Below are 24,429 nucleotides of genomic sequence, written 5' to 3' on the forward strand. Positions count from 1 at the left end.
GAGTCACCCGTTCGGAGTCACCGCTGGTCGGACAGTGTGACAGGTAGCACACCAAGTTGGTAAAGCTCTCATCAAATAGTTTGTGATACCGTTCACGAGTACCGGGAGCAAGCCGAATAGTCCTCATGAGGGGCCTGCTCGGCTCCAAGTGGCGCCTTCACCCCGGTCTTTGATCATGTCTTCACCACTGCACGTCCCCCCGTTCTCCCGACATGCCGCCGGAGTTGCCGACATGCCGTCCCACGACGCCCGGATTCTGCGTGCCGCCGCGGTCCCCACCGCGGCCGCCGGAATCGTCGCCATCGCGATCGCCGCTGCGGTCGCCGGTGGCAAGGGTCTGCTGGGTGCGCTCTTCGCCGTGCTGCTGGTGGTGGGTTTCTTCAGCTTCGGCCAGGTCGCGCTGGACCGCCTCACGCGGAACAACCCGCAGATCTTCATGGCCGCCGGCCTCATGGTCTATACCACCCAGATTCTGCTGGTGGGTATCGTGCTGGCCGTCTTCAAGAACACCACCCTCTTCGAGACCAGGGTCTTCGCCTTCACCCTGCTGGGCTGCGCGCTCATCTGGACCGCAGGCCAGGTCCGTGCCGCGCTGAAGGCCAAGCTGCTGTACGTGGTGCCCGAGGCTCCTTCCGAACGCCCGCGAGAGGCCGAGTCGGAACGCCGCTCATGACACCGGACGTCCCTCTCCCGAGGGAGGGGGGCGGTGTTCAGGCCCCCCGGCCGGACTGCTATCGTCCGGGACGACACCGGGTACGGGATGCGGCCTGGTCTCTCCGCTCAACGTGTCCACGTTCAGCGGACGGATCGCCCCCCGAACTCGTTTCCGGGCTCTCGCACGACCCGCGATTTCACCGACTAGTCCCAGTGCCGCCCCGTGGCCCAAGGTCACGCCGACACACCGAGGTTGCCGTTTCCATGCGTCACGACGAAGGAGTCCGTGGTGAGTAGTGCACTCACGCAGCTCGCCTCTGAGGCCGACTGCCACCTGAACTCTTGTGGCTTCCCGGCCCCCGGTCTGCACACGTTCAACTTCGAGCCGCTCTTCACGGTGGGCAGCGTCGAGGTCAACAAGCCGATGCTGCTGTCGGTCATCGCCATGCTGGCCGTGATCGGCTTCTTCTGGGCGGCCTTCGCCCGGCCGAAGCTGGTCCCGGGGAAGATGCAGCTCGTCGGCGAGATCGGTTACGACTTCGTCAAGCGCTCCATCGTGCTGGACTCCATCGGCAAGAAGGGACAGAAGTACGTCCCGATGATGGTGTCGCTGTTCTTCTTCGTCTGGATCATGAACGTGATGTCGATCATCCCGTTCGCCCAGTTCCCGGTGACGTCGAAGATCGCTTTCCCGGCCGGCCTCGCGGCCGTCGTCTGGATCACCTACATGACGCTGACCTTCAAGAAGCACGGCTTCGTCGGCGGTCTGAAGAACCTCTGCTGGCCCTCGGGCATCCCCGGCTGGGTCATGTTCCTCCTGGTGCCGATCGAGTTCTTCTCGAACATCTTCGTCCGGCCCTTCACGCTGGCGGTCCGGCTCTTCGCCAACATGTTCGCCGGTCACCTGCTGATCGTGATGTTCTCGATCGCCTCCTGGTACCTGCTCACCCCCAGCGTGGGCGCGCTGTACGCCGGCGCCTCCTTCGTGGTGACCCTCGGGCTCACCGCGTTCGAGCTGCTGATCCAGTTCCTCCAGGCTTACATCTTCGTGATGCTTGCCAGCAGCTACATCTCCGGCGCGCTCGAAGAAGCGCACTGAGACCCGCAGACCTTCCTCCCCTCCCCGCAGTCGTCCGGTGGCCAACCACCACCGGCTCACTATCCGCAAAGGACAGCTGAAATGAGCATCCTCGCCGCCGTTGGCGTTTACGGCTCCGTCGCCTCCATCGGTTACGGCCTCGCGGCCATCGGCCCCGGCATCGGCGTCGGTCTGATCTTCGGCAACGGCGTCCAGGCGATGGCCCGCCAGCCCGAGGCCGCCGGTCTCATCCGCTCCAACATGTTCATCGGCTTCGCGCTCACCGAGGCGCTGGCCCTGATCGGCATCGTCATGCCGTTCGTCTTCGGCCAGGGCCCCAAGTAATCAGGCGCCCGGCAGCCCCCTTCAGACGAAAGGTCCAGATATGAACTTCCTGGCTGAAGCCGCGGAGGCGGAGAACCCTCTCCTTCCCGCGTGGCCGGAGCTCATCATCGGCCTGATCTGCTTCTTCATCGTCTTCGGGTTCCTCGGCAAGAAGCTCCTCCCCAGCATCGAGAAGGTGCTGTCGGAGCGCCGGGACGCGATCGAGGGCGGCCTCGAGCGGGCCGAGGAGGCGCAGGCCGAGGCCCAGCGCACCCTGGAGCAGTACCGCGCCGAGCTCGCCGACGCGCGCCACGAGGCCGCTCGGATCACCGAGCACGCCCGCGAGCAGGGCGCCGTGCTGATCACCGAGATGCGCGAGGAGGGCCAGCGCCAGCGGGAAGCCATCGTCACCGCCGGCCACGCCCAGATCGAGGCCGACCGCAAGCAGGCCACCGCCGTGCTCCGGCACGACGTCGGCGCGCTCGCCACCGAGCTGGCCTCCCGCATCGTCGGCGAGTCCCTCCAGGACTCCGCCCGGCAGAGCGGGATCATCGACCGCTTCCTGGACGAGCTCGAGGCCAAGGCCACCGTCGCGGAAGGCGCGGTCAAGTGATCGGCGCCAGCCGCGAGGCGCTCGCCGCGGCCCGGGAGAACCTCGAAAGCCTGACCGACTCCACCTCGGTGGACGCCGTCAGGCTCGGTGAGGAGCTCTCGGCCGTCACCACGCTGCTCGACCGCGAGGTGTCGCTGCGCCGGGTCCTCACCGACCCGGCGCGGTCCGGGCAGGACAAGGCCACGCTGGTCGGCTCGCTGCTGACCGGCCAGGTCTCCGGCGAGACGGTGGACCTGGTCTCCGGCCTGGTCCGCTCCCGCTGGTCCAGCCCTCGCGACCTGGCGGACGCCACCGAGCAGCTGGCCTCGTACGCGGAAGTCATCGCGGCCGACAAGTCCGGTGCGCTGGACGACGTCGAGGACGAGCTGTTCCGGTTCGGCCGCGTCGTCGCCGGCTCCGCCGAGCTGCGCGCCGCACTCAGCGAGCCCAAGGCCGGCCCCGCCGCCAAGGCCGAGCTGGTGCGGTCGCTGCTGGGCGGCCGTGCCAACCCGGCCACCGTGCGGCTGGTCGTCGCCCTGGTCTCGCACCCGCGTGGACGTAGCCTGGAGCAGGGGCTGGAGACGTACTCCAAGCTCGCAGCCTCCCGGCGCGGCCGGGTGGTGGCCCTGGTGACCACCGCCGTGCCGATGTCCGAGGGGCAGCGCGGTCGGCTCGCCGGCGCGCTGGCCAGGATCTACGGCCGCCAGGTCCACCTGAACATCGACATCGACCCCGAGGTCCTGGGCGGCGTCCGGGTGGAGATCGGTGACGAGATCATCGACGGCACCGTGGCCAGCCGGCTGGAAGGTGCCCGGCAGGGCCTGGAGGGCTGACCGCCCCTCAGGCCCACATCCGACCCTCGGTCGGGACAACGTACGGCCGGTCTTGCACACCACCGGCCGAGGATCGAAGCCGTGCCCCCCGGGGGACGCCCTCGGACCAGCCGCCGCCTCCCGGCGGCAGACGGTCCGGAGAGCGCCCCCCGAAGACGGCAAGCTATGTTTGCGGCCCTCCAAGGGCGGGCCGAGGATCGCAACCTAGGAGAGCAGGGAACCCAGATGGCGGAGCTCACGATCCGGCCGGAGGAGATCCGGGACGCGCTGGCGGACTTCGTCCAGTCGTACCAGCCGGACGCCGCCTCGCGCGAAGAGGTCGGCACGGTCAGCGAGGCGATGGACGGCATCGCCAAGGTCCAGGGCCTTCCCTCGGCCATGGCCAGCGAGCTGCTGAAGTTCGAGGACGGCACCCTCGGCCTCGCGCTGAACCTTGAGGACCGCGAGATCGGCGTCGTCGTCCTCGGCGACTTCAGCGGCATCGAGGAGGGCCAGACGGTCCGCCGCACCGGCGAGGTGCTGTCCGTACCGGTCGGCGAGGGCTACCTCGGCCGCGTGGTCGACCCGCTGGGCAACCCGATCGACGGCCTCGGCGCGATCGAGTCCACCGGCCGCCGCGCCCTGGAGCTCCAGGCCCCCGGCGTGATGGCCCGCAAGTCGGTCCACGAGCCGCTGCAGACCGGCATCAAGGCCATCGACGCGATGACCCCGATCGGCCGTGGTCAGCGCCAGCTGATCATCGGCGACCGCCAGACCGGCAAGACCGCGGTGGCGATCGACACGATCATCAACCAGCGTGACAACTGGCGCTCCGGCGACCCGAAGAAGCAGGTCCGCTGCGTCTACGTCGCCATCGGCCAGAAGGGCTCCACCATCGCGTCCGTGCGCGGCGCCCTGGAGGAGGCCGGCGCGCTGGAGTACACCACCATCGTCGCCGCCCCGGCGTCGGACCCGGCGGGCTTCAAGTACCTGGCCCCCTACACCGGCTCCGCCATCGGCCAGGAGTGGATGTACGACGGCAAGCACGTCCTGATCGTCTTCGACGACCTGTCGAAGCAGGCCGAGGCCTACCGCTCCGTCTCCCTGCTGCTGCGCCGCCCGCCGGGCCGCGAGGCGTACCCGGGTGACGTCTTCTACCTGCACTCCCGCCTGCTGGAGCGCTGCGCCAAGCTCTCCGACGAGCTGGGTGCCGGCTCGATGACCGGTCTGCCGATCATCGAGACCAAGGCCAACGACGTCTCGGCGTACATCCCGACCAACGTCATCTCGATCACCGACGGCCAGTGCTTCCTGGAGTCCGACCTGTTCAACGCCGGCGTCCGCCCGGCCGTGAACGTCGGTATCTCGGTCTCCCGAGTCGGTGGCTCCGCCCAGATCAAGGCCATGAAGTCGGTCGCCGGCCGCCTTCGCCTGGACCTGGCCCAGTTCCGTGAGCTGGAGGCGTTCGCCGCCTTCGGCTCCGACCTGGACGCGGCCTCCAAGGCCCAGCTGGAGCGCGGTGCGCGCATGGTCGAGCTGCTGAAGCAGGCCCAGTACGCGCCGTTCCCGGTCGAGGAGCAGGTCGTCTCCATCTGGGCCGGTACCAGCGGCAGGCTGGACGACGTCCCGGTGGCGGACATCCGCCGCTTCGAGCGCGAGTTCCTCAGCAGCCTTCGGGTGGAGCACAAGGAACTGCTCTCCGCCATCGTGGAGACCGGCAAGCTCGAGGACGGCACCACGGACGCGCTGACCGCCGCGATCACCTCCTTCAAGCAGGGCTTCGAGACCTCCGAGGGCAAGCTGCTCGGCGAGTCGGCCTGAAGCCGGACGGAAAGGACGTAACGACCCATGGGAGCCCAGCTTCGGGTCTACAAGCGCCGGATCCGCTCCGTCTCCGCGACCAAGAAGATCACCAAGGCGATGGAGATGATCTCCGCGTCGCGCATCGTCAAGGCGCAGCGCGCGGTGGCCGCCTCCACCCCGTACGCGAGTGAGCTCACCCGCGCGGTGACCGCGGTCGCGACCCGGTCCAACGCCAAGCACCCGCTGACCACCGAGAACCCCGACGCCGTGCGCGCCGCGGTGCTGGTGGTCACTGCGGACCGCGGCCTGGCCGGCGGTTACTCCTCCAACGCCCTCAAGACCGCGGCGGTGCTCACCGAGCGCCTCCGGGCGGAGGGCAAGGAGGTGGTGTCGTACATCGTCGGCCGCAAGGGCGTCGCGTACTACAACTTCCGGGGCCGTGAGGTCGCGCAGTCGTGGACCGGCTTCTCGGACAAGCCGACGTACGGGGACGCCAAGGCCGTCGCGAGCGCGCTGATCAAGGCGTTCACCACGGAGACGGCGGACGGCGGAGTGGACGAGCTCCACATCGTGTCGACCGAGTTCGTGTCCATGCTGACGCAGAACGCGGTGGACGCCCGGCTGCTGCCGCTGCACCTCGACGAGGTGGGTGGCGGCGAGGAGACCTCCCGCACGGAGGTCTTCCCGCTCTACGACTTCGAGCCGTCGGCGGAGGGCGTGCTGGACGCGCTGCTGCCCCGGTACGTCGAGAGCCGGATCTACAACGCGCTGCTCCAGTCGGCAGCTTCGGAGCACGCCGCCCGGCGGCGTGCGATGAAGTCCGCGACGGACAACGCGGAGGAGCTCATCAAGTCGCTCACGCGGCTTGCCAACTCGGCCCGCCAGGCCGAGATCACCCAGGAAATCAGCGAGATCGTCGGTGGCGCGAACGCCCTGGCCGACGCTAGCGCGGGGAGTGACTGACAATATGACCGCCACTGTTGAGACGGCCACGGCGACGGGCCGCGTCGCGCGGGTCATCGGCCCGGTCGTCGACGTGGAGTTCCCCGTCGACGCGATGCCGGAGATGTTCAACGCGCTGCACGTCGAGATCGACGCGCCCGACGGCACCGGCCGCAAGACGCTGACCCTCGAGGTCGCCCAGCACCTGGGCGACGGCCTGGTCCGCGCCATCTCCATGCAGCCCACCGACGGCCTGGTCCGCGGCGCCGGTGTCACCGACACCGGTGCGGCGATCTCCGTCCCGGTCGGCGACATCACCAAGGGCAAGGTCTTCAACGCCCTCGGTGAGGTGCTGAACACCGACCGCGCGGAGTTCGAGGCCCAGGTCGAGACCCGCTGGCCGATCCACCGCAAGGCGCCCAACTTCGACCAGCTCGAGTCGAAGACCGAGATGTTCGAGACCGGCATCAAGGTCATTGACCTGCTCACCCCGTATGTCACGGGTGGCAAGATCGGCCTGTTCGGCGGCGCCGGCGTCGGCAAGACCGTGCTCATCCAGGAGATGATCTACCGCGTCGCCGAGAACTTCGGCGGTGTGTCGGTCTTCGCCGGTGTGGGCGAGCGCACCCGTGAGGGCAACGACCTGATCCACGAGATGGTGGACTCGGGCGTGCTGGACAAGACCGCGCTGGTCTTCGGCCAGATGGACGAGCCGCCGGGCACCCGGCTGCGCGTCGCGCTCTCGGCGCTCACCATGGCCGAGTACTTCCGCGATGTGCAGCAGCAGGACGTGCTGCTCTTCATCGACAACATCTTCCGGTTCACCCAGGCCGGTTCCGAGGTGTCGACCCTGCTCGGCCGGATGCCCTCCGCGGTGGGCTACCAGCCGAACCTGGCCGACGAGATGGGCCTCCTCCAGGAGCGCATCACCTCGACCCGGGGTCACTCGATCACCTCCATGCAGGCGATCTACGTCCCTGCGGACGACCTGACCGACCCGGCCCCGGCCACCACCTTCGCCCACCTCGACGCGACGACCGTGCTTTCGCGGCCGATCTCGGAGAAGGGCATCTACCCCGCGGTCGACCCGCTGGACTCCTCGTCCCGCATCCTGGACCCGCGCTACATCGCGCAGGACCACTACGACACCGCGCTGCGGGTCAAGGGCATCCTGCAGAAGTACAAGGACCTCCAGGACATCATCGCCATCCTCGGCATGGACGAGCTGGGCGAGGAGGACAAGCTCACCGTCCAGCGTGCCCGCCGGATCGAGCGCTTCCTCTCGCAGAACACCTACGTGGCGAAGCAGTTCACCGGTGTCGACGGTTCGACCGTGCCGCTGTCGGAGACCATCGAGGCCTTCAACGCGATCGCGGACGGCACGTACGACCACGTCCCGGAGCAGGCGTTCTTCATGTGCGGCGGCATCGACGACCTGGAGCGCAACGCAGCCGAGCTGCTGAAGAAGTAGGCAGCGGGCAGGTCGCGGCAGTGACAGTGGAGAGGGGCGGGCCCTGGGGGACCGGGGACCGCCCCTCTCCGCGCACCACCGCCGCAGCAGGCCGGCTTCCGGCCATCCCCACCCCTCCGGTTTCGGCCGGGGAGGAGCGGGCCGTTATTCTTACCGGGACCACCCGTCCATCGGGCGGTTCCACGATCCGAGGAGCCAACGTTGGCTGAGCTGCACGTCGAGCTGGTCGCGGCCGACCGCAAGGTGTGGTCCGGTGCGGCCACCATCGTCGTCGCCCGGACCGCGTCCGGTGACATCGGCATCCAGCCGGGCCACACCCCGGTGCTGAGCGTGCTGGAGTCCGGCCCGGTCACCATCCGCCAGGCGGACGGCGGCGCCGTCATCGCCGCCGTGCACGGGGGCTTCATCTCGTTCGCGGACAACAAGCTGTCCCTGCTCGCGGAGATCGCGGAGCTGGCGGACGAGATCGATGTCGCCCGCGCCGAGCGCGCGCTGGACCGGGCGCGGACCGAGACCGACGCCCACGCCGAGCGCCGCGCCGAGGTACGGCTGGTGGCCGCGTCGCGCAAGGCCGCCTGAGGCCGCGCGCGTACGTGGCGAGGAACAGAGCTTGACCGGCGGTCCCGGGGACGCTTCGACAGTGACCCCGGGACCGCCGCATCGGTTGATATGGGTAGCGGGTGCGCAGGACCTTTGCACCGGCGTCACCCCGGGGAAGCGCTAGGCGAGGAGGTTGGTGGGCATGGTCCTCGCCCTTGTGGTGTGTGCGGTCGTCGTCGCGGTCGGCGTGGTCGGCCTGGTCGTCTTCGCGCTGCGACGCCGGTTGATCCAGCGGGTCGGCGGCACCTTCGACTGCAGCCTTCGACTCAAGATGCCGGTCCATGCGGCCGTAGCGCCGCCCCTCTCCGACGACGAGCCCGCCCCCGCCCCGACCTCCCCGGTCGACGGCAAGGGGTGGGTTTTCGGTATCTCCCGCTACAGCGGCGACAGCATCGAGTGGTTCCGGGTCTTCTCCTACGCGCCGCGCCCGCGCCGGGTGCTGCCGCGGGCCGAGATCGAGGTGCTGGGCCGCCGCTACCCCGCCGGGCAGGAGGAGCTGGCGCTGCTCTCCGGCTCGGTGGTGCTGCGCTGCCTGCACCGGGGCGCCCCGCTGGAGCTGGCCATGAGCGAGGACGCGCTGACCGGCTTCCTCGCCTGGCTGGAGGCCGCCCCGCCCGGCCAGCGGGTCAACGTCGCCTGACAGCCGTGCTGCCGCTGGGTACGCTGCGGCCATGGTCAACCTCACCCGGATCTACACCCGTACCGGCGACGACGGCACCACCGCGCTGGGCGACATGAGCCGCACCACCAAGACCGACCCCCGGCTGATCGCCTACGCCGACAGCAACGAGGCCAATGCGGCGATCGGGGTGGCGCTGGCGGTGGGCGGCCTCTCCGAGGGCGTGTCCGCCGTGCTCACCCGGGTGCAGAACGACCTCTTCGACGTCGGCGCCGATCTGGCCACCCCGGTCGTGGCCGAGCCGAAGTACCCGCCGCTGCGGGTGCTCCAGTCGTACGTCGACCGGCTGGAGCAGGACTGCGACGACTATCTGGAGCAGTTGGAGAAGCTGCGCAGCTTCATCCTCCCCGGCGGCACCCCCGGCGCCGCCCACCTCCACCTGGCCTGCACCGTCGTCCGCCGCGCCGAGCGGTCCACCTGGGCGGCGATCGAGCTGCACGGCGACAGCGTCAACCCGCTGACTGCCAAGTACCTCAACCGCCTCTCCGACCTGCTGTTCATCCTGGCCCGGGTCGCCAACAAGGAGCGCGGCGACGTCCTCTGGGTCCCGGGGGAGAACCGCTGAGCGGGTTACTTCGCCGGGTAGCGGTGGAACCCGGTGGTCGGGATCGTGAAGTCCAGCGGCGCCGGCAGTCGGATGGGCTCACCGAAGACGCCCCGGCTGTGTTCGGCGTACACACCGTCGGTCCCCAGGGCCAGGACGGTCCACTCGCCGGTGTTGGGATCGACCAGGGCGTACACCGGAATACCCGCCTCCTGGTACTTGAGCCGCTTGTCCTCGTAGTCGCGCCGGATGGCGACCCGGCCGGTGGAGACCGTTTCCACCACCGCCAGCAGGATCGAGGCGGGGAACTCGCGCATCTCATCGGACCAGTCGCCCGAGCGGATGATCACCACATCGGGCTTGGGCTTGTCCTCCTTGCCCAACTCGATGCCGCGCTCGTTCCACGCCTCGAAGGGCTCGGGGACCGTACGGACGAAGACGCGACCCACATAGTCGTGCAGTGCCATGGGATGGGCCTGCATGATGATCTCGCCGTCGATGAACTCCACGCGAACCTCTTCCGGAAAGTCGTAGGTGTCGAAGAACGCTGCGAGGCTTCCGTTGGTGGCCATGGCGTGCTCCTCGGTCGTTGCTTGCGGAGAGGGGTCCCGGTGCTCACCAGCACATCACCCGCAGCGTAAAGGGACAACGAGCCCAGCCGGGCCGGGTCACCCGTACGGCGCAGGGCGGGTACGCCCGGCCGTACCTGCCGGGAAGGGCCTGGGAGGTGGGTGGGAGTGGGGGATGGCGGAGTGCTGAAGCGTCTGCCGAGCGTCGCGCCCCGGACGCGGGATGCGCTGATCGCCGCCCTCGGGCTGTGCGTGGGGCTGCTGCTGGTCGCGGCGGGCACGGTCGGCGCGGGCGCCGCGCCGCGCTGGGTCGCGGTGCTGCCGCTGCTGGCGATGGCCGGGGCCGAGCTGATGCGCAGCAGCCGCCCGGTGTGGGCGGTGAGCGTCGGCGCGGTGGCGCTGATCGGAGACGTCCTGGCCGGCTCGGTGCTGGCCACCGTGGTGATGTACACCGATGTGCTGTACGCGGCCGTGGTCTACCGCGACCGCCGGACGTCCGCCGTGCTGCACCTGGCCGGCGGCGCCGCCACGCTGGTGCTGACCCTCCTCGCCTTTCTGCGCACCACCGCGACCGGGGCCCTGCTGGTGGCCGTGCTGTGCGGCCTGGTGCTGATCGCGCCGGTGTGGACCGGCGACATCGTCCGCCGGCACCGCGAGACGGCGGTGGCCGAGCGGCTGCGGGCCGAGCAGACGGCGCTGCTGGCCGAGATGGACCGGCGGGAGGCGGTGGTCGCGGAGCGGGCCCGGATGGCCCGCGAGCTGCACGACATGGTCGCCAACCACCTCTCCGCCATCGCCATCCACGCCACCGGTGCGCAGTCCCTGGTGCGGCGGGGGCAGGCGTACGGCGGGGACGGCGATCCGGTGCTCCAGGCGCTCGGCATGATCCGGGAGAGCAGCGTCCAGGGCCTGGCCGAGATGCGGCGGGTGATCGGGCTGCTGCGCTCCTCGGGCGGCGGCGAGGCGGACGACTCCTGGGCCACGCCCCGGCTGGAGGCGCTGGGCGCGCTGCTGGAGCATGCCCGGTCGGCCGGGCGCGGTGACCGGCTCACCTTCAGCGCGGTGGAGCAGGGGGCGCGCGAGGGGCTGCCCGCGCCGGTGGAGCTGGCGGCGTACCGGATCGTCCAGGAGTCGCTCACCAACGCGCTCAAGCACGCCGCGCCCGGCGAGGTGCGGCTGCGGCTCGACTACCGGCCGGAGGCCGTGACGGTGCTGGTGGAGAGCGCGTACGAACCGGGTGGCGGCCGGGAGCTGCCGGGCGCCGGGGCCGGGCTGGTGGGTATGGCGGAGCGGGCGGCGCTGCTCGGCGGCCGCTTCACGGCCGGGCCGGAGGGCAGCCGGTGGGTGGTCCGGGCGGTGCTGCCGATGGACCCGGGAGAGGGGCTGGACGAGGCATGACGACGATCCGGGTGCTGGTCGCGGAGGACCAGAGCACGGTGCGGGCGGCACTGGTGATGATCCTGCGGGCGGAGCCGGACCTGCTGGTGGTCGGTGAGGCCGGGGACGGGGAGGAGGCGGTGCGGCTGGCGCTCGAACTGCGGCCGGACGTGGTGCTGATGGACATTCAGATGCCCCGGCTGGACGGGGTGGCGGCGACCCGCCGGGTGGTGGCGGCCGGGGCGGGGCAGGTGCTGGTGCTGACCACCTTCGACCTGGACGAGTACGTCTTCGGGGCGCTGCGGGCGGGGGCGGCGGGCTTTCTGCTCAAGGACCTGGAGGCGGAGACCCTGGTCGAGGGGGTGCGTACGGTGGCCCGGGGGGACGGCATGCTGGCGCCGTCCGTCACGCGGCGGCTGATCGGGGCGTTCGCCCGGCGGGGCGGGGGTGTGGAGCCGGGGGTGCGGCGGGGGGCGCTGGAGCAGTTGACGCCACGGGAGCGGGAGGTGTTGGGCTGGGTCGGGCAGGGGCTGTCCAATGCGGGGATCGCTGCGCGGCTGTCGATGGCGGAGGCGACGGCGAAGACGCATGTCAGCCGGATTCTGGCCAAGCTGGGGTTGGGGAGTCGGGTGCAGGCGGCGATTCTGGCGCAGGATCTGGGGTTGGTGCCGGGGGAGTGAGGGGGTGGTCGGGTGGGGGCGGGTGTTGGGTGCGGGTGGGTGAGGGCTTGAGGTCGGGGTGTTGCGTGTGGGTGGGTGGGGGTTGTTCGCGCAGTTCCTCGCGCCCCTGGGTAAGTGGGGGTGGGGTTGTTCGCGCCCCTGGGTGGGCGGGGTCGTTCAGGGGGCGAGGACGGTGCGGGCGCGGGGGGCGTCGTCGGGCCAGACCATGACGCGGGGGCCCTGGGTGGTGTGGACCAGGGTGCTGCGGATGCCGGCGGCGTCCAGCAGCCGGGTCAGCCGCTGGGCCTCCTCGGCGGTGTGCGGCGCGGCCACGCTCACCAGCAGGCCGTACTCGCCGGGGGCGCCCGTACGCGGCGCCCGGGAGACCAGCGACTTCCCGGTGCCGAAGGTCCAGCGGAGCAGCAGGACCAGCACCCCCACCACGGCCATCGCCACCAGCAGCCCGAGGAATGGGCCGAGGCTGTTCACCGGCTTCCCACCTCCCGCGCCCGGCGGCCGCCCGTCCGGCGGGAGAACCGGACGGAGATCACACCTTCCATTGTCACCACAGCGCCGCGCACGGCGTTAGAGTCCGGCCAGAGCGGCGCGGCTCGGGAGGTGACCCCTGCCCCGGGCCGCAGGCCGGACCGGTTCCGGGAGGAGCAGCGTGAGCAAGAGGATCGCCGTCGTCGGCGCGGGCCTGATGGGTTCCGGTATCGCCCAGGTCTCGGCGCAGGCCGGGTACGAGGTGGTACTGCGGGATGTCACCGAGGAGGCCCTGGCCCGTGGCCTGAGCGGCATCCGGGCCTCGTACGAGCGGTTCGTCGCCAAGGGCAAGCTGGCCGCCGAGGACGCCGAGGCGGCGCTGGGCCGGATCACCACCACCACCGACCTGGACGCGGTGGCCGGGGCCGATCTGATCGTGGAGGCGGTCTTCGAGCAGCTGGAGGTCAAGCAGGAGGTCTTCCGGGCCCTCGACCGCATCGCCGGTGAGGGCACGGTGCTGGCCACCAACACCTCCGCCATCCCGATCACCCGGATCGCCGCCGTCACCGAGCGGCCGGAGAGCGTGGTGGGCACCCACTTCTTCTCGCCGGTGCCGATGATGCAGCTCTGCGAGCTGGTACGCGGCTACAAGACCAGTGACGAGACGCTGGCCGCCGCGCGCGCCTTCGCCGAGGGCGTCGGCAAGACCGTGGTGGTGGTCAACCGCGACGTGGCGGGGTTCGTCACCACCCGGCTGATCACCGCGCTGGTGATGGAGGCGGTCAAGCTGTACGAGTCCGGGGTGGCGTCCGCCGAGGACATCGACACGGCCTGCCGACTCGGCTTCGGGCATGTGATGGGCCCGCTCGCCACCGCTGACCTCACCGGGGTGGACATCCTGCTGAACGCGACCCGCAACATCTACACCGAGACCCAGGACGAGAAATTCGCGCCGCCGGAGATCATGGCCCGAATGGTGACCGCAGGGGACCTCGGGCGCAAGAGCGGGCGCGGTTTCTACCCGTACGAGAAGAAGTGACCGACGGCGGCGGGCGCCCGGTGCCGCCGGGCGCCCGCCGCCGCGCACCTGCGGGGTGAACTTGCTCACGCCTGAGCCACGATGGGGTTAATCCGGCGTCGGATGGGCTGTAATCGAGCAAGAGCCGGTGAGGGAACTGCTCATATTCCCCCGGACGAGTGAATTCGCTTCAGATTTCGCCGGGAGCCAGAACCTGCACACCTGGTCCTGCGTCAGATCAGAGAAGTACCGGAACGGACACCTGCGGCCTCACCATCGGCCGCGCGGGGGCGTGCGGGAGGAAAGCGGAGGAGAAGGGGCATGCGCATCACGGGCGACCACGCCGAGCTGGCCGTCGAGGGGCGTCTCGACGTGCGCACCGCCGCGGACGCCCGAGCCGTACTGCACGAGGCGGTGGACGGCGGCCACGGGGATCTGGTGCTGGACCTCGGCCGGTTGGACTCCTGGGACGCCACCGGCCTCGGCGTGATCATGGGAACCCACCGCCGGGCGGGCCGACTCGGCCGCCGCCTGGTGCTGCGCGCGGTCCCCGGCCAGCTCCAGCGGCTGCTGGTGGCCACCCGGCTGCACCGCATCCTGGCCATCGAGGGCGCGGTCTGGGAGCCCGGCGGGGCCACCCTGCCCGCCGCCGGTGCCGCCGCCACCGCGCCGCTGCCCGCGCCCGCCGCCGCCAGCGCCTGAGCGCACCCCCGCCTGAGCGCACCCCCGCCGGGCCGCACCCCCGCCGGGCCGCACCGCCCGACCCCGACAGCCCCCCGTGTACGACCCGGGTTGGTGAAGCGTGCGCGAAAAGGTCTAGGGTTCGGCCATCGAGAGGCCCGGCCGCGCACTCGCAGATCGCTGCCGGCTCGGGCGGCGGACCGGTCCGGTCACGGTTGATCAGCTGCGGAGCGACGACGATGAAGCCACCACCCGGGCACTCCCAGCCCGACGGGCGCAATCTGCCCGCCCTCCCCGCGAACCGGCTGCCCGCCCTCCCGGCGGTCCCAGACAGCCCGGCTCACCACAGCCCGGCTCACCACAGCCCGGTTCATCACAGCCCGGTTCATCACAGCCCGGTTCACCGCAGCGCGGCCCCCGGCACGGTGGCCGCCCGCGCCGCCGAGGGCACCCCCGCCTTCGTCCTCCCCGAGCCGGTCGAGACGGTGGCCCGGCGCAGCACCGGCGAGATCGTGGCCGGCCGGTACCTGCTCACCGTCGGCGGCCCCGACGGCTCCGAGGCCCGCCTATGCCCGCCCGACCGGCTGCCCGAGCCGAGGCGCGCGGCCGCCGCCGACCGGCCCGCCGCGCCCGGCCGCCGTGCCGCACTGCGGGAGCGGGCCGCCGAGGTCGAGCGGCTGCGCGGGCTGCTGGCCCAGGGCCGCTCGATACGCGTCACCGGGATCGCCGGGTCCGGCCGCAGCGCGCTGCTGGACGCGGTCGCCGCCGCCAGTGCCGGGGTCGCCCCCGACGGCGTGATCCGGCTCACCGGCTACCGGCGCACCCCCGCCGACCTGTTGCAGGACCTGTACGCGGCCACCCACCGCGACCCCGGCCACCGGCCGGACCGCGACCGGCTGCGGGAGCTGCTGGCCGCCGTGGGCGCCGTGGTGGTCGTGGACGACCTGGAGTTCGGCGGCGCCGCGCTGGACGAACTCCTGGACAGCGCGCCGGAATGCGCCTTTCTGATCACCACCCTGCCGGACGTCGAACCGGGGATCGCCGCCTCCGGCACCGGCGGCCGGCTGGTCGAGAGCCCGCTCGGCGGCCTCTCCCGGGACGTCTGCCTGGAACTGCTGGCGGACCTGGCCGGCCGGCCGCTGGACGACACCGAGCGGGTCTGGGCGGTGGACCTCTGGTTCGAGTCCGAGGGGCTGCCGCTGCGGTTCGTCCAGGCCGGCGCGGTACTGCGGCACCGGGACGCGGCCGCGGACGCGCTGGCGGTCGCCCGCGAGGAGCAGCAGCACCTCTTCGGCGGCGCGGACGGCGGCCTCGGCGAGCCGGGCGTCGACCCCGCCGTTCGGGAGGAGGCGCTGCGCCGGGCCCTGCCGCTGCCCTCGGTCGCGGAGAGCGCCGCCCCCGCCGCCCGGCTGTCGACGGGCCTGTCCGACCCCGCGCGGGCCGTGCTGCGGCTCGCCGTCGCGCTCGGCGGCGAGTGCCCCACCGCCCCGCACCTGCCCGCGCTGCTCGACGTCGGCCAGGGCGAGGCGGCGCTGGCCGAGCTGGTCGAGTGCGGCCTCGTCGTACCGGCCGGCGCCCACCACCGGCTCGCCCAGGACGTCCGCGCGCCGCTTGCCGCGCAGTGGCGGGGCGAGGAGCCGCTGACCGGTATCGCCCAGCACTTCGCCTGGTGGGTGGGCCACTCCTCGGTGACGCCCGGTCAGGTCGCCGCCGAGGCGGAGGTGCTGATCGCCGCCATGTTCGCGGACCGGGAGGCCGGCCGGCACAGCGCGGTGGCGCTGCTGGCCCGCGCCGCCGCGCCCGCCTTCGCGCTGGGGCTGCGCTGGGGGGCGTGGGAGCAGACGCTGCGGCTGGGCCTGGAGGCCGCGCGGGCGGTCGGCGCGGTCGCGGACGAGGCGTGGTTCCGCCATGAACTGGGCGTACTGGCACTGGCGATGGGCGCGGAGGACCAGGCGCGGGCCGAGTTCGACGCCTCGCTGGCGCTGCGCGGCGCGCTGGGCGCCGCCCGGGGCGGCGGCGCCACCCGGCGGATGCTGGCGCTGCTCGCCGGGAATGCCACGCCGGAACTCGGCGGCGCCGCCCCCCGGGCGCTCCCGGGGCGGGCGGGCCAGCTGCCGTGGCGGCGCAGCCGCTCCGCGAGCCTCGACCGGCGCACCGTGCGGCTGCGGGCCATGGCGGTGGCGGGTGCGGGCGTCGTCGTCCTGGCGGTCGTGGGTACGGTCGTGGGGCTGGTCACCGGCCACGACGACTCACCGGCCCCGGACGCGCCGACCAGCACCGCGCCCGGCCGGGTGGACGGCGCCGGGCCGCCGGTGAACGGCGTCGACCTCGACGCGAGCACCCGGCCGTCGCTCGGCGCCTCGCTCGGTGCCACCGTGGAGGGCACCTCCCTGCCGAGCGGCACCGCCTCGCCCGGCGCCACCCCGACCACCTCGGCGTCGGCCTCGGCAACGGCGTCGCAGAGCACGAGCGCCACCCCGACCGCCTCGGACGGCCCCGTGGCGAGCCACAGCGGTACGCCGTCCACCCCGCCCCCGACCATGGCCACCGGCAAGCCCACGAAGTCGGCCAAGCCGACGTCCAAGCCTCCGGTGACCAAGCCTCCGGCGACCAGCAGCCCGGACTCGCCGCCGCCGAAGACCACGCCGCCGAAGACCACGCCGCCGCCGGACAGCCCGTCGTCCCCGCCGGAGACGCCTCCCTCGGACCCGCCCACCGGGGACGGCGGCGAGGGGCAGGACGGCGGCCCACCCGCCTGACCGCCCGCCCGCCGGGGTCAGAACAGCTTGAGCTTGTCGTCCTCGATGCCGCGCAGCCCGTCGTAGTCCAGCACCACGCAGCCGATGCCCCGGTCAGTGGCCAGCACCCGCGCCTGCGGCTTGATCTCCTGCGCCGCGAAGACGCCCTTGACCGGTGCCAGCAGCGGGTCCCGGTTGAGCAGCTCCAGGTAGCGGGTGAGCTGCTCCACGCCGTCGATCTCGCCGCGCCGCTTGATCTCCACGGCGACGGTGCCGCCGGAGGCGTCCCGGCCCAGGATGTCCACCGGCCCGATGGCGGTGGGGTATTCGCGGCGGATCAGCGTCCAGCCCGCGCCCAGCACCTCCATCCGGTCGGCCAGCAGCTCCTGGAGGTGCGCCTCCACGCCGTCCTTGATCAGGCCCGGGTCCACGCCCAGCTCGTGCGAGGAGTCGTGCAGCACCTCCTCCAGGGTGATGATCAGCTTCTCGCCGGCCTTGTTGACCACCGTCCACAGGCCGTCGCCCTGCTTGACGGTGCACGGCGGGGACATCCAGTTGAGCGGCTTGTACGCACGGTCGTCGGCATGGACGGAGACCGACCCGTCGGCCTTCACGATCAGCAGGCGCTTGGCTGAGGGCAGGTGCGCGGACAGCCGGCCGACGTAGTCCACGGTGCACTGGGCGATGACGAGACGCATGGGTGCCAGCCTACGGGGCGCGGCGGAGCCCGATGTACTCGGTGACGCGGCCGGGCGGTGGCGAGACGCACGGTCGGTGAGCCCGGTCCGCCAGGGCCATTCGGTGCGATTCGCGGGAAGTACCGCCCATGGCGCCCGGTCCGGTCCGACCCTGGCAGTAGCCGTGCACCCGGCGGGGGCGGAGTCCCGCTGTCCGGATCTCGCCGCTGATCCCTGGTGACTTGTGTGCTCAGTGGCTTACGGTGTGTCACGGAGCCGGTGAGAGGGGTGCGACCGTGATGGACGAGACTTTCGATCTGTTCACGCCAACTTCTCGCCCCGGCGCCTCGTTTCGGCGTGAGTCGGAGGATTCGGCCCCGCCATCGACCGTCCCCTGAAAGCCTGCCGGTGAGGTCGGCGCACAAGCCGGCGCGGTCCGCTACCGGCCGCATCCGGCACCGGCTGAGCACGACACGGCACCATTCCGCAGACCGCACCGCCCCCGGGACCGCCCGGGGACGGCGAGAGGAGCATCCATGTCGCTCGACGTCTCACCGGCCCTGCTTGAAAAGGCCGAGCGAGGCGAGGTCGACGAGAGGGAATTCGTCGACTGCGTCCGTACCTCGCTGCCCTACGCCTGGGACCTGATCAGCTCGCTGGTCGCCCAGCTCCAGGTGGACGGCGCCGACTTCGCCGACAACCAGGTGCCGCCGCCGTCCGAGCAGGCGCGCGGCCAGCTGCTGCGCGCCCTGGCGAGCGACGCCATCCGCGGTGCCCTCCAGCGGCACTTCGGCGTCCGGCTCGCCTTCCAGAACTGCCACCGGGTCGCGGTGTTCGCCCCTGTCGAGGAGAACGAGGCGCGCTACGAGCGCTTCACCTCCGTAAGGGCGCAGCTGCTCAACCAGTCCCCCGAGCTTCGCGACTGCTGAGCGGTCCGCTCCTGCGGTGAGGCGGCCGCGGCCCCGGCGTGGCAGCGCCGCCTCACCGCAGGAGCGGAAGCACCTCCGAGCCCAGCCGGGCGACGTTGTGCAGCGTCGCCGCGCGGTCGCCGGAGCCCTCCACCAGCAGGGCGAACCGGCGGATGCCGGTGCGCTCGGCGGTGGTCCGCAGCCGGTCGGCGCAGAGCTGCGGGGTGCCCACCGCGTGCAGGTCGCAGAGGAGTTCGGTGTAGTCGCGGGGGTCGCGCATCCGGCGCTCGCGGCCGTCCACCGTACGGTGCGCGCCGAGCCCGTGCCGGAACCACTCCGGCATGGTGGCGAGCAGCATGCCGCGCGCCTCGGCGGTGCTGTCCGCGACCTGGGCCACCCCGGCCGCCACATGCTCGGCCTCGGCGCGGGCGATCTGCTCGCCGCTGCGCCCGGCGGCGCGGGCCTCCTCGCGGTAGGCGGCCACCATCTCCCGCTTGTCGTCGTCGCCGGAGTGCATCCCCAGCAGCATCGGCAGGCCGCGCTCGGCGGCCAGCCGCACCGAGGCCCGCGAGGTGCAGGCCAGCACCATCGGCGGCCCACCGCCCGTGCCGGGAACCGGCCGCACCGCCGCCCGTCCGGGGGCCTCGGCACGCATGGCCTCGGCCCGGACGGCTTCCGAGCGTACGGCCTCAGAACGTACGGCATCGGGGCGTACGGCGTCAGAACGGACGGCTTCCGAACGTACGGCATCGGGGCGTACGGAGTCCGGGCGCACCGAGTCGGAGCGCTGCCGGGGGAAGGCCGACCGGGCGGGCGGCTGCCGCTGCCGGTGGCCGTGCGCCGACGGGCACGGCCCGCTGATCGGCGGCTCGGTGGCCCGGGGCACCACCGCCACCTCCGGGAAGGAGAACGCCGGGCCGTCCGCGCCGACCCGGGAGCCGCGCAGCCAGCGGAGCAGCAGATCCAGCCGCTCCGGGAGGCCCTCCTCGTACGCGGCCAGCCCGGTGCCGAAGACGCTGAGGTCGATCCAGGGGCCGCCGCGCCCGACCCCCAGCGTGAACCGGCCACCCGAGACCAGGTGCAGCAGCGCCGCCCGCTCGCCCAGTGCCACCGGGTGGGCGGTGGAGAGCACGCTGACCGCCGTGCCGATCCCGATCCGCCGGGTGCGGCCGAGCAGCAGCGCGGCCAGGGTCGCGGCGTCCGGGCAGACGCCGTACGGCACGAAGTGGTGCTCGGCCAGCCAGACGCTGTCCAGGCCGACCCGCTCGGCCGCCAGCGCCGCGCTCACCGTGCGCTCCAGCGCCTCGGTCTGCCGCTGTCCGGGGAACTGCGCGGACAGCAGGAACAGCCCGGTGCGGATGGTGTCCACCGGTGCGCCGGCCGCGGTCTGCGCGGTGACGGCGGTCGCGGCTCGGGTGTCGGTCATCGGGTCTCCCTCGGTTGTGCAGGGTCCGCGGCCCCGCCTCGTCACCTCGTGAGTAACCCATGTCATGTGCCAATGGCACGGGGAATGGCGGATCTGCCAGGGGATCGGATGTAAATCGGCGGATTCCCTGACATTCAGCCACCGGCCGTGCTATGCGGGACCCCGGATGCGGTCTGTGCGGACCCCCTACGCTTGGAGGTCGGAGCACCGCCCCGAACCGCCCCAACCCCCTGCCCCCGTCCGGAAGGGAATCTGCCGTGTCGCCGCGCCGCAACCGCCCCCGAGGGTCCGCCGACGGTCCCGACGAGCCGACCGCCCCGGCCGGCGGTTCCCTGGTGCAGCGCACCGAGAGCTACCGGGGCGAGGACTGGGTGGTACGGGCCGTCACCGGCGCCGGCGGCCGCTTCTACCGCTGCCCCGGCTGCGACCAGGAGATCCCGCCGGGGGTGGGCCATGTGGTGGCCTGGCCGATGTACGGCGCGGGTGTGGAGGACCGGCGGCACTGGCACCGGGCCTGCTGGAACGCCCGTGAGCGGCGCGCCTCCAACATCCTGCGCGGGCGCGGCGCCCCGCGCTACTGACCGCCGGGGGCGCGGGGCACCGGCCGCGCGCCCCCCGGCGGTCAGACATCCCGCTTGGCGACCATCGCATAGGCCAGCGCCAGCAGCACCGCCGTGAGGCCGCTCAGCCAGCCGAGCAGATGCCAGCCGTTGGCGGTCTCGTCCAGCCCCTCGCCGAACAGCGCGGCGGAGATGCTCACCGGGGAGTACTTGATCAGCAGCCCGCCGATCCGCTCGCCGGTGAAGAGTCCCAGGATCAGCGGCAGCAGGACGAAGCCCAACATCGCGGTGATGGCGCCGGCGCTGTGCCGCAGCAGCGCGCCGACGGCGAGCGACATCAGGCCGATCACGGCCAGGTACAGCCCGCCGCCGAGCACGGTCCGCAGCAGCGTCGCCGTCGGCTGCCCGCCGGCCTGGTTCCCGAGCACCGCGAGCGCCAGCACGGTGAAGACGCCGATCGCGGCCGTACCCAGCGCGAACACCAGGCCGAAGAAGACCAGCGCCTTCGCGGTGAGCACCCGGGCCCGCTGCGGGCAGTTGGTCAGCGTGGTGCGGATCATGCCGGTGCCGTACTCGGAGCTGATGGTGAGCACACCCAGCGCGATGATCGCGATCTGGCCGATCAGAAAGCCGCCGAAGCCCAGCGAGATGATGTCGTCGCCGGGGCGGACCGTGCCGTCGTCGGAGTAGAGGACCGCGAAGCCGCCGATGCCGACGATGAAGACGATCATCAGCAGCAGCGTCCAGACGGTCGACTGCACGCTGCGGATCTTGGTCCACTCGGAGGCGATGGCATGGCCCAGGTGCGCCCTGGGCACGGTCGCGAGCGGCGGCGGGGGGAGGGTCCCGGACGTCATGGCTCAGTCCTCGCTCTCACGGCCGGGGGCGGCGGCACAGGGGGTGGCGCCCGCGTCCGGGTCGGGCGCGGGCGGCGGGGCCGGTACCCCGCCGTACGGGCCCGGGGGCGGCCCGGCGACCGCTGGCATCCCCGAGCGGTACTCCACCGCGCCCTGGGTGAGGCGCATGTACGCCTCCTCCAGCGACGCCTGGTGCGGCGACAGCTCGTGCAGCCGGATGCCGTGCTCATACGCCAGGTCGCTGACCTGCGGCAGCGGCAGCCCGACGACCTTCAGCGCGCCGTCCTGCTCGGGTTCGGTACGGGCCCCGGCGTCGGCCAGCACCTTGGCCAGCCGGTCCCGCTGCTCCCCGGCGCCGTCGGGGGTGCGCACCCGGGCGAAGCCGGTGGAGTGCCGGTCGATGAACTCCTTGACGCTCAGGTCGGCCAGCAGCCGGCCCTGCCCGATCACCACCAGGTGGTCGGCGGTCAGCGCCATCTCGCTCATCAGGTGCGAGGAGACGAAGACGGTGCGGCCCTCGGCGGCGAGCCGCCGCATCAGGTTGCGCACCCAGTGGATGCCCTCCGGGTCGAGCCCGTTGACCGGCTCGTCGAACATCAGCACCTGCGGGTCGCCCAGCAGCGCCGCCGCGATGCCCAGCCGCTGCCCCATGCCCAGCGAGAAGCCCCGGGAGCGGCGGCCGGCCACCTCCGCCAGACCGACGATGGCCAGCACCTCGTCCACCCGCTGCCGGCGGACGCCGGACAGCCGGGCCAGCGACAGCAGATGGTTGCGGGCGCTGCGACCGCCGTGCACGGCCTTGGCGTCGAGCAGCGCGCCGACCGTCCGGGCCGCGTTGGGCAGCTGCCGGTAGGGGAGGCCGCCGATGGTGACGCTGCCCGAGGTGGGGGCGTCAAGGCCCAGGATCATCCGCATCGTGGTCGACTTGCCGGAGCCGTTGGGCCCCAGGAAGCCGGTGACGATGCCGGGCCGCACCTGGAAGGAGAGCTGCTCGACCGCGGTCTTGTGGCCGTAGCGTTTGGTGAGGCCGTGTGCCTCGATCATGCAGGGTCCTCACGGGGGGTCTCGCGGGGGAGGGCGACAGGGCTCTCACCCCATCACGCATCCGTCCTCCCCCGCGATCCCCGAGGCCCCGTCAGCCGCAGCTGTAACAGGATTCGTACATGCCTACGCGTCCCGGCGGCGCAGCACCAGCCAGCCGCCGACCAGCGCGGCGACCACCCAGAGCGCGCAGATACCCAGGCCCGCCCACGGCCCGTACGGCGCGTCGGCCGGCTGGTAGACCGAGGTGATCCGCGAACCGGCCTGGTCCGGGAAGTACCGGGCCACCGTCTTCACCTTGGGCACGCTGGAGAGGATCGGCGAGATCAGGAAGAAGAACGGCATCAGGATGCCCAGCGACAGCGTCTGGTGGTGCAGCATCGCGGTGACGCCCAGCGAGAAGAGGCAGAGCAGCGCCATGTAGAGCGCGGCCCCGATCACCGCCCGCAGCACATGCGGCGCGCCCAGCGTGGTGCTGTGCGAACCCAGCAGCGCCTGGCCGAGCAGGAAGGAGACGAAGCTGGTCAGCAGGCCGACCACCAGCACCAGGCCGAGCACCACCAGGCTCTTGCTCGCCAGCAGCGTGCCGCGCTTGGGCACGGCGGCCAGCGAGACCCGGATCATGCCGGAGCTGTACTCGTTGCCGACCACCAGCACCCCGAAGACGATCACCGCGAGCTGTCCCAGCACCATCCCGGCGAAGCTGGTGGAGGCGGCGTCGAACGGCGTGGAGCTGTCCGCGAAGGAGTCGAAGTTGCTGTTGGCGACGGCGCAGATCAGGGCGCTCAGCCCGACCGTCACCACAAAGGCGGCGATCAGCGTCACGGCGGTGGAGCGCACGGTACGGATCTTGGTCCACTCGGAGAGCAGGACCGCGGGGGAAACCGCCATGTCAGGACTCCTTCTGCTTCTTCTTGGCGCCCCACGGCTGCTGCCAGTCCGCACCCCACGCCGCCGGCGGCCCGGTCGTCGGCTCGGTCGCGCCGCCGCCCTCGCCGCCGGCCTGGTACTCCACCGACTCCGCGGTCATCTGCATGAACGCCTGCTCCAGCGACGCCCGCTGCGGGCTCAGCTCATGCAGCGTGACACCGGCGGCCGCGGCCAGCTCGCCGATCCGCGCCGCGTCGCCGCCCACCACCTCCAGCGAGCCGTCCTCGGCCCGCTCCGGCACGATGTCCTGCTCGGCGAGCGCATCCAGCAGCTGCTCCGGCTGCGGGGTGCGCACCCGCACCACCGAGCGCGAGTTCCGGTCGATGAACTCCGTCATCGGCAGGTCGGCCAGCAGCTTGCCCCGGCCGATCACCACCAGGTGGTCGGCGGTCAGCGCCATCTCGCTCATCAGGTGGCTGGAGACGAAGACCGTACGGCCCTCGGAGGCCAGCCGCTTCATCAGGTTGCGGACCCACAGGATGCCCTCGGGGTCCAGCCCGTTGACCGGCTCGTCGAACATCAGGATCTGCGGGTCGCCCAGCAGCGCCGCCGCGATGCCCAGCCGCTGCCCCATGCCCAGCGAGAACCCACCGGACCGCTTGCGCGCCACATCGTGCAGCCCGACCAGGCCCAGCACCTCGTCGACCCGGCGGGTCGGGATGCCGTTGCTCTGCGCCAGCCACAGCAGGTGGTTGTACGCCGTACGGCCGGGGTGGACCGCCTTGGCCTCCAGCAGCGCCCCTATGTACTTCACCGGCTCGCGCAGCTGCGCATAGCGCTTGCCGTCGATGGTGACCCGCCCGGACGTCGGCCGGTCCAGGTCGAGGATCATCCGCATGGTGGTGGACTTCCCCGCGCCGTTCGGGCCCAGGAAGCCGGTCACCACTCCGGGCGGGATGGCGAAGCTGAGCCGGTCCACGGCCAGCTTGCTCCCATAGCGCTTGGTCAGCTCATGCAACTCGATCATCGGTGCTCGCTTCCTGGCGGCGTCGGTGGCCGGGCC

At 72.1% G+C, this 24,429-nt stretch carries 26 protein-coding genes; 18 read left to right on the top strand and 8 right to left on the bottom strand.

Going from position 1 to position 24,429, the window contains the following annotated elements:
- Positions 1 to 232: 232 nt before the first annotated feature.
- The 11 genes from ACIQGZ_RS06825 (at position 233) to ACIQGZ_RS06875 (ending at position 9,520) form a co-directional block, all read left to right on the top strand.
- Entirely contained in the window at positions 233 to 673 is a 441-nt protein-coding gene (locus ACIQGZ_RS06825) for a hypothetical protein (RefSeq protein WP_402599748.1), read from the top strand.
- Positions 674 to 943: 270 nt separating this feature from the next.
- The gene (gene atpB, locus ACIQGZ_RS06830; protein ID WP_402599749.1) at positions 944 to 1,753 is read left to right on the top strand and encodes a F0F1 ATP synthase subunit A; all 810 of its coding nucleotides are present in this window, start codon (positions 944 to 946) and stop codon (positions 1,751 to 1,753) included.
- Positions 1,754 to 1,834: 81 nt separating this feature from the next.
- On the top strand, positions 1,835 to 2,077 hold the full coding sequence (atpE, locus tag ACIQGZ_RS06835; RefSeq protein ID WP_402599750.1) for an ATP synthase F0 subunit C: 243 nt from the start codon (positions 1,835 to 1,837) through the stop codon (positions 2,075 to 2,077).
- 40 nt (positions 2,078 to 2,117) lie between these two features.
- A complete protein-coding gene (locus ACIQGZ_RS06840) occupies positions 2,118 to 2,669 on the top strand; it encodes a F0F1 ATP synthase subunit B (RefSeq protein WP_402599751.1) in 552 nt (183 codons plus the stop codon).
- Positions 2,666 to 3,481 (top strand): F0F1 ATP synthase subunit delta, encoded by an 816-nt coding sequence (locus tag ACIQGZ_RS06845; protein WP_402599752.1) that lies wholly within the window; start codon positions 2,666 to 2,668, stop codon positions 3,479 to 3,481. The genes ACIQGZ_RS06840 and ACIQGZ_RS06845 overlap by 4 nt, the downstream gene beginning before the upstream one ends.
- A 225-nt stretch (positions 3,482 to 3,706) precedes the next feature.
- On the top strand, positions 3,707 to 5,281 hold the full coding sequence (gene atpA / locus ACIQGZ_RS06850; RefSeq protein WP_402599753.1) for a F0F1 ATP synthase subunit alpha: 1,575 nt from the start codon (positions 3,707 to 3,709) through the stop codon (positions 5,279 to 5,281).
- Positions 5,282 to 5,308: 27 nt separating this feature from the next.
- On the top strand, positions 5,309 to 6,226 hold the full coding sequence (locus ACIQGZ_RS06855; protein WP_402599754.1) for a F0F1 ATP synthase subunit gamma: 918 nt from the start codon (positions 5,309 to 5,311) through the stop codon (positions 6,224 to 6,226).
- Between the two features lie 4 nt (positions 6,227 to 6,230).
- A complete protein-coding gene (gene atpD, locus ACIQGZ_RS06860) occupies positions 6,231 to 7,676 on the top strand; it encodes a F0F1 ATP synthase subunit beta (RefSeq protein ID WP_402599755.1) in 1,446 nt (481 codons plus the stop codon).
- 201 nt (positions 7,677 to 7,877) lie between these two features.
- Positions 7,878 to 8,255: a F0F1 ATP synthase subunit epsilon gene (locus ACIQGZ_RS06865; protein ID WP_402599756.1), complete on the top strand. Its 378-nt coding sequence runs from the start codon at positions 7,878 to 7,880 to the stop codon at positions 8,253 to 8,255.
- A gap of 163 nt (positions 8,256 to 8,418) precedes the next feature.
- Positions 8,419 to 8,916 carry a DUF2550 domain-containing protein gene (locus ACIQGZ_RS06870; RefSeq protein ID WP_402599757.1) on the top strand — a complete coding sequence of 166 codons (498 nt, stop codon included), beginning with the start codon at positions 8,419 to 8,421 and terminating at the stop codon, positions 8,914 to 8,916.
- Positions 8,917 to 8,947: 31 nt separating this feature from the next.
- Positions 8,948 to 9,520, top strand: coding sequence for a cob(I)yrinic acid a,c-diamide adenosyltransferase (locus ACIQGZ_RS06875; protein WP_402599758.1), 573 nt, complete (start codon positions 8,948 to 8,950; stop codon positions 9,518 to 9,520).
- Positions 9,521 to 9,525: 5 nt separating this feature from the next.
- Here ACIQGZ_RS06875 and ACIQGZ_RS06880 read toward each other — a convergent pair whose 3' ends face one another.
- Positions 9,526 to 10,071, bottom strand: coding sequence for a Uma2 family endonuclease (locus ACIQGZ_RS06880; protein ID WP_402599759.1), 546 nt, complete (start codon positions 10,069 to 10,071; stop codon positions 9,526 to 9,528).
- 180 nt (positions 10,072 to 10,251) lie between these two features.
- Here ACIQGZ_RS06880 and ACIQGZ_RS06885 point away from each other — a divergent pair, with 180 nt between their 5' ends.
- On the top strand, positions 10,252 to 11,466 hold the full coding sequence (locus ACIQGZ_RS06885) for a sensor histidine kinase (protein WP_402599760.1): 1,215 nt from the start codon (positions 10,252 to 10,254) through the stop codon (positions 11,464 to 11,466).
- Positions 11,463 to 12,125, top strand: coding sequence for a response regulator (locus ACIQGZ_RS06890; protein WP_402599761.1), 663 nt, complete (start codon positions 11,463 to 11,465; stop codon positions 12,123 to 12,125). The genes ACIQGZ_RS06885 and ACIQGZ_RS06890 overlap by 4 nt, the downstream gene beginning before the upstream one ends.
- Before the next feature lie 156 nt (positions 12,126 to 12,281).
- Here the strand turns inward: ACIQGZ_RS06890 and ACIQGZ_RS06895 are convergent, their stop codons facing one another.
- Positions 12,282 to 12,593 carry a hypothetical protein gene (locus ACIQGZ_RS06895; RefSeq protein WP_402599762.1) on the bottom strand — a complete coding sequence of 104 codons (312 nt, stop codon included), beginning with the start codon at positions 12,591 to 12,593 and terminating at the stop codon, positions 12,282 to 12,284.
- 178 nt (positions 12,594 to 12,771) lie between these two features.
- On the opposite strand from ACIQGZ_RS06895, the gene ACIQGZ_RS06900 reads away from it, so the two are divergent.
- From ACIQGZ_RS06900 to ACIQGZ_RS06910, 3 genes are all read left to right on the top strand, one after another.
- Entirely contained in the window at positions 12,772 to 13,629 is an 858-nt protein-coding gene (locus ACIQGZ_RS06900) for a 3-hydroxyacyl-CoA dehydrogenase family protein (protein ID WP_402599763.1), read from the top strand.
- Positions 13,630 to 13,929: 300 nt separating this feature from the next.
- Positions 13,930 to 14,310 carry an STAS domain-containing protein gene (locus tag ACIQGZ_RS06905; protein WP_402599764.1) on the top strand — a complete coding sequence of 127 codons (381 nt, stop codon included), beginning with the start codon at positions 13,930 to 13,932 and terminating at the stop codon, positions 14,308 to 14,310.
- Positions 14,311 to 14,714: 404 nt separating this feature from the next.
- The gene (locus ACIQGZ_RS06910) at positions 14,715 to 17,048 is read left to right on the top strand and encodes an ATP-binding protein (RefSeq protein ID WP_402599765.1); all 2,334 of its coding nucleotides are present in this window, start codon (positions 14,715 to 14,717) and stop codon (positions 17,046 to 17,048) included.
- Between the two features lie 17 nt (positions 17,049 to 17,065).
- Here the strand turns inward: ACIQGZ_RS06910 and nucS are convergent, their stop codons facing one another.
- Entirely contained in the window at positions 17,066 to 17,725 is a 660-nt protein-coding gene (gene nucS / locus ACIQGZ_RS06915; RefSeq protein WP_402599766.1) for an endonuclease NucS, read from the bottom strand.
- A gap of 515 nt (positions 17,726 to 18,240) precedes the next feature.
- Here nucS and ACIQGZ_RS06920 point away from each other — a divergent pair.
- Positions 18,241 to 18,633 (top strand): SCO5389 family protein, encoded by a 393-nt coding sequence (locus ACIQGZ_RS06920; protein WP_402599767.1) that lies wholly within the window; start codon positions 18,241 to 18,243, stop codon positions 18,631 to 18,633.
- A gap of 52 nt (positions 18,634 to 18,685) precedes the next feature.
- On the opposite strand, the gene ACIQGZ_RS06925 is transcribed toward ACIQGZ_RS06920, so the two are convergent.
- The gene (locus tag ACIQGZ_RS06925) at positions 18,686 to 19,972 is read right to left on the bottom strand and encodes an LLM class flavin-dependent oxidoreductase (protein ID WP_402600012.1); all 1,287 of its coding nucleotides are present in this window, start codon (positions 19,970 to 19,972) and stop codon (positions 18,686 to 18,688) included.
- Between the two features lie 323 nt (positions 19,973 to 20,295).
- Between ACIQGZ_RS06925 and ACIQGZ_RS06930 the strand changes: the two genes are divergently transcribed.
- On the top strand, positions 20,296 to 20,619 hold the full coding sequence (locus ACIQGZ_RS06930; RefSeq protein WP_402599768.1) for an ATP/GTP-binding protein: 324 nt from the start codon (positions 20,296 to 20,298) through the stop codon (positions 20,617 to 20,619).
- Positions 20,620 to 20,660: 41 nt separating this feature from the next.
- Here the strand turns inward: ACIQGZ_RS06930 and ACIQGZ_RS06935 are convergent, their stop codons facing one another.
- From ACIQGZ_RS06935 to ACIQGZ_RS06950, 4 genes are all read right to left on the bottom strand, one after another.
- Positions 20,661 to 21,455: an ABC transporter permease gene (locus ACIQGZ_RS06935; RefSeq protein ID WP_402599769.1), complete on the bottom strand. Its 795-nt coding sequence runs from the start codon at positions 21,453 to 21,455 to the stop codon at positions 20,661 to 20,663.
- A 3-nt stretch (positions 21,456 to 21,458) separates the two neighbouring features.
- Positions 21,459 to 22,499 (bottom strand): ABC transporter ATP-binding protein, encoded by a 1,041-nt coding sequence (locus ACIQGZ_RS06940; RefSeq protein ID WP_402599770.1) that lies wholly within the window; start codon positions 22,497 to 22,499, stop codon positions 21,459 to 21,461.
- A gap of 123 nt (positions 22,500 to 22,622) precedes the next feature.
- Positions 22,623 to 23,387 (bottom strand): ABC transporter permease, encoded by a 765-nt coding sequence (locus ACIQGZ_RS06945; protein ID WP_402599771.1) that lies wholly within the window; start codon positions 23,385 to 23,387, stop codon positions 22,623 to 22,625.
- A gap of 1 nt (position 23,388) precedes the next feature.
- Positions 23,389 to 24,393, bottom strand: a complete 1,005-nt coding sequence (locus tag ACIQGZ_RS06950; protein WP_402599772.1) for an ABC transporter ATP-binding protein — start codon at positions 24,391 to 24,393, stop codon at positions 23,389 to 23,391.
- Positions 24,394 to 24,429 lie beyond the last annotated feature (36 nt).

This window comes from Streptomyces sp. NPDC092296, from assembly GCF_044755465.1.
Classification (GTDB): domain Bacteria; phylum Actinomycetota; class Actinomycetes; order Streptomycetales; family Streptomycetaceae; genus Peterkaempfera.

Excerpts from the sequence above, each read along its gene's own strand:
- ACIQGZ_RS06825 (WP_402599748.1), top strand. The coding sequence starts at position 233 with ATGCCGTCCCACGACGCCCGGATTCTGCGTGCCGCCGCGGTCCCCACC.
- atpE (WP_402599750.1), top strand. The coding sequence starts at position 1,835 with ATGAGCATCCTCGCCGCCGTTGGCGTTTACGGCTCCGTCGCCTCCATC.
- ACIQGZ_RS06840 (WP_402599751.1), top strand. The coding sequence starts at position 2,118 with ATGAACTTCCTGGCTGAAGCCGCGGAGGCGGAGAACCCTCTCCTTCCC.
- atpA (WP_402599753.1), top strand. The coding sequence starts at position 3,707 with ATGGCGGAGCTCACGATCCGGCCGGAGGAGATCCGGGACGCGCTGGCG.
- ACIQGZ_RS06855 (WP_402599754.1), top strand. The coding sequence starts at position 5,309 with ATGGGAGCCCAGCTTCGGGTCTACAAGCGCCGGATCCGCTCCGTCTCC.
- atpD (WP_402599755.1), top strand. The coding sequence starts at position 6,231 with ATGACCGCCACTGTTGAGACGGCCACGGCGACGGGCCGCGTCGCGCGG.
- ACIQGZ_RS06870 (WP_402599757.1), top strand. The coding sequence starts at position 8,419 with ATGGTCCTCGCCCTTGTGGTGTGTGCGGTCGTCGTCGCGGTCGGCGTG.
- ACIQGZ_RS06875 (WP_402599758.1), top strand. The coding sequence starts at position 8,948 with ATGGTCAACCTCACCCGGATCTACACCCGTACCGGCGACGACGGCACC.
- ACIQGZ_RS06880 (WP_402599759.1), bottom strand. The coding sequence starts at position 10,071 with ATGGCCACCAACGGAAGCCTCGCAGCGTTCTTCGACACCTACGACTTT.
- ACIQGZ_RS06890 (WP_402599761.1), top strand. The coding sequence starts at position 11,463 with ATGACGACGATCCGGGTGCTGGTCGCGGAGGACCAGAGCACGGTGCGG.
- ACIQGZ_RS06905 (WP_402599764.1), top strand. The coding sequence starts at position 13,930 with ATGCGCATCACGGGCGACCACGCCGAGCTGGCCGTCGAGGGGCGTCTC.
- nucS (WP_402599766.1), bottom strand. The coding sequence starts at position 17,725 with ATGCGTCTCGTCATCGCCCAGTGCACCGTGGACTACGTCGGCCGGCTG.
- ACIQGZ_RS06920 (WP_402599767.1), top strand. The coding sequence starts at position 18,241 with ATGTCGCTCGACGTCTCACCGGCCCTGCTTGAAAAGGCCGAGCGAGGC.
- ACIQGZ_RS06935 (WP_402599769.1), bottom strand. The coding sequence starts at position 21,455 with ATGACGTCCGGGACCCTCCCCCCGCCGCCGCTCGCGACCGTGCCCAGG.
- ACIQGZ_RS06940 (WP_402599770.1), bottom strand. The coding sequence starts at position 22,499 with ATGATCGAGGCACACGGCCTCACCAAACGCTACGGCCACAAGACCGCG.
- ACIQGZ_RS06945 (WP_402599771.1), bottom strand. The coding sequence starts at position 23,387 with ATGGCGGTTTCCCCCGCGGTCCTGCTCTCCGAGTGGACCAAGATCCGT.
- ACIQGZ_RS06950 (WP_402599772.1), bottom strand. The coding sequence starts at position 24,393 with ATGATCGAGTTGCATGAGCTGACCAAGCGCTATGGGAGCAAGCTGGCC.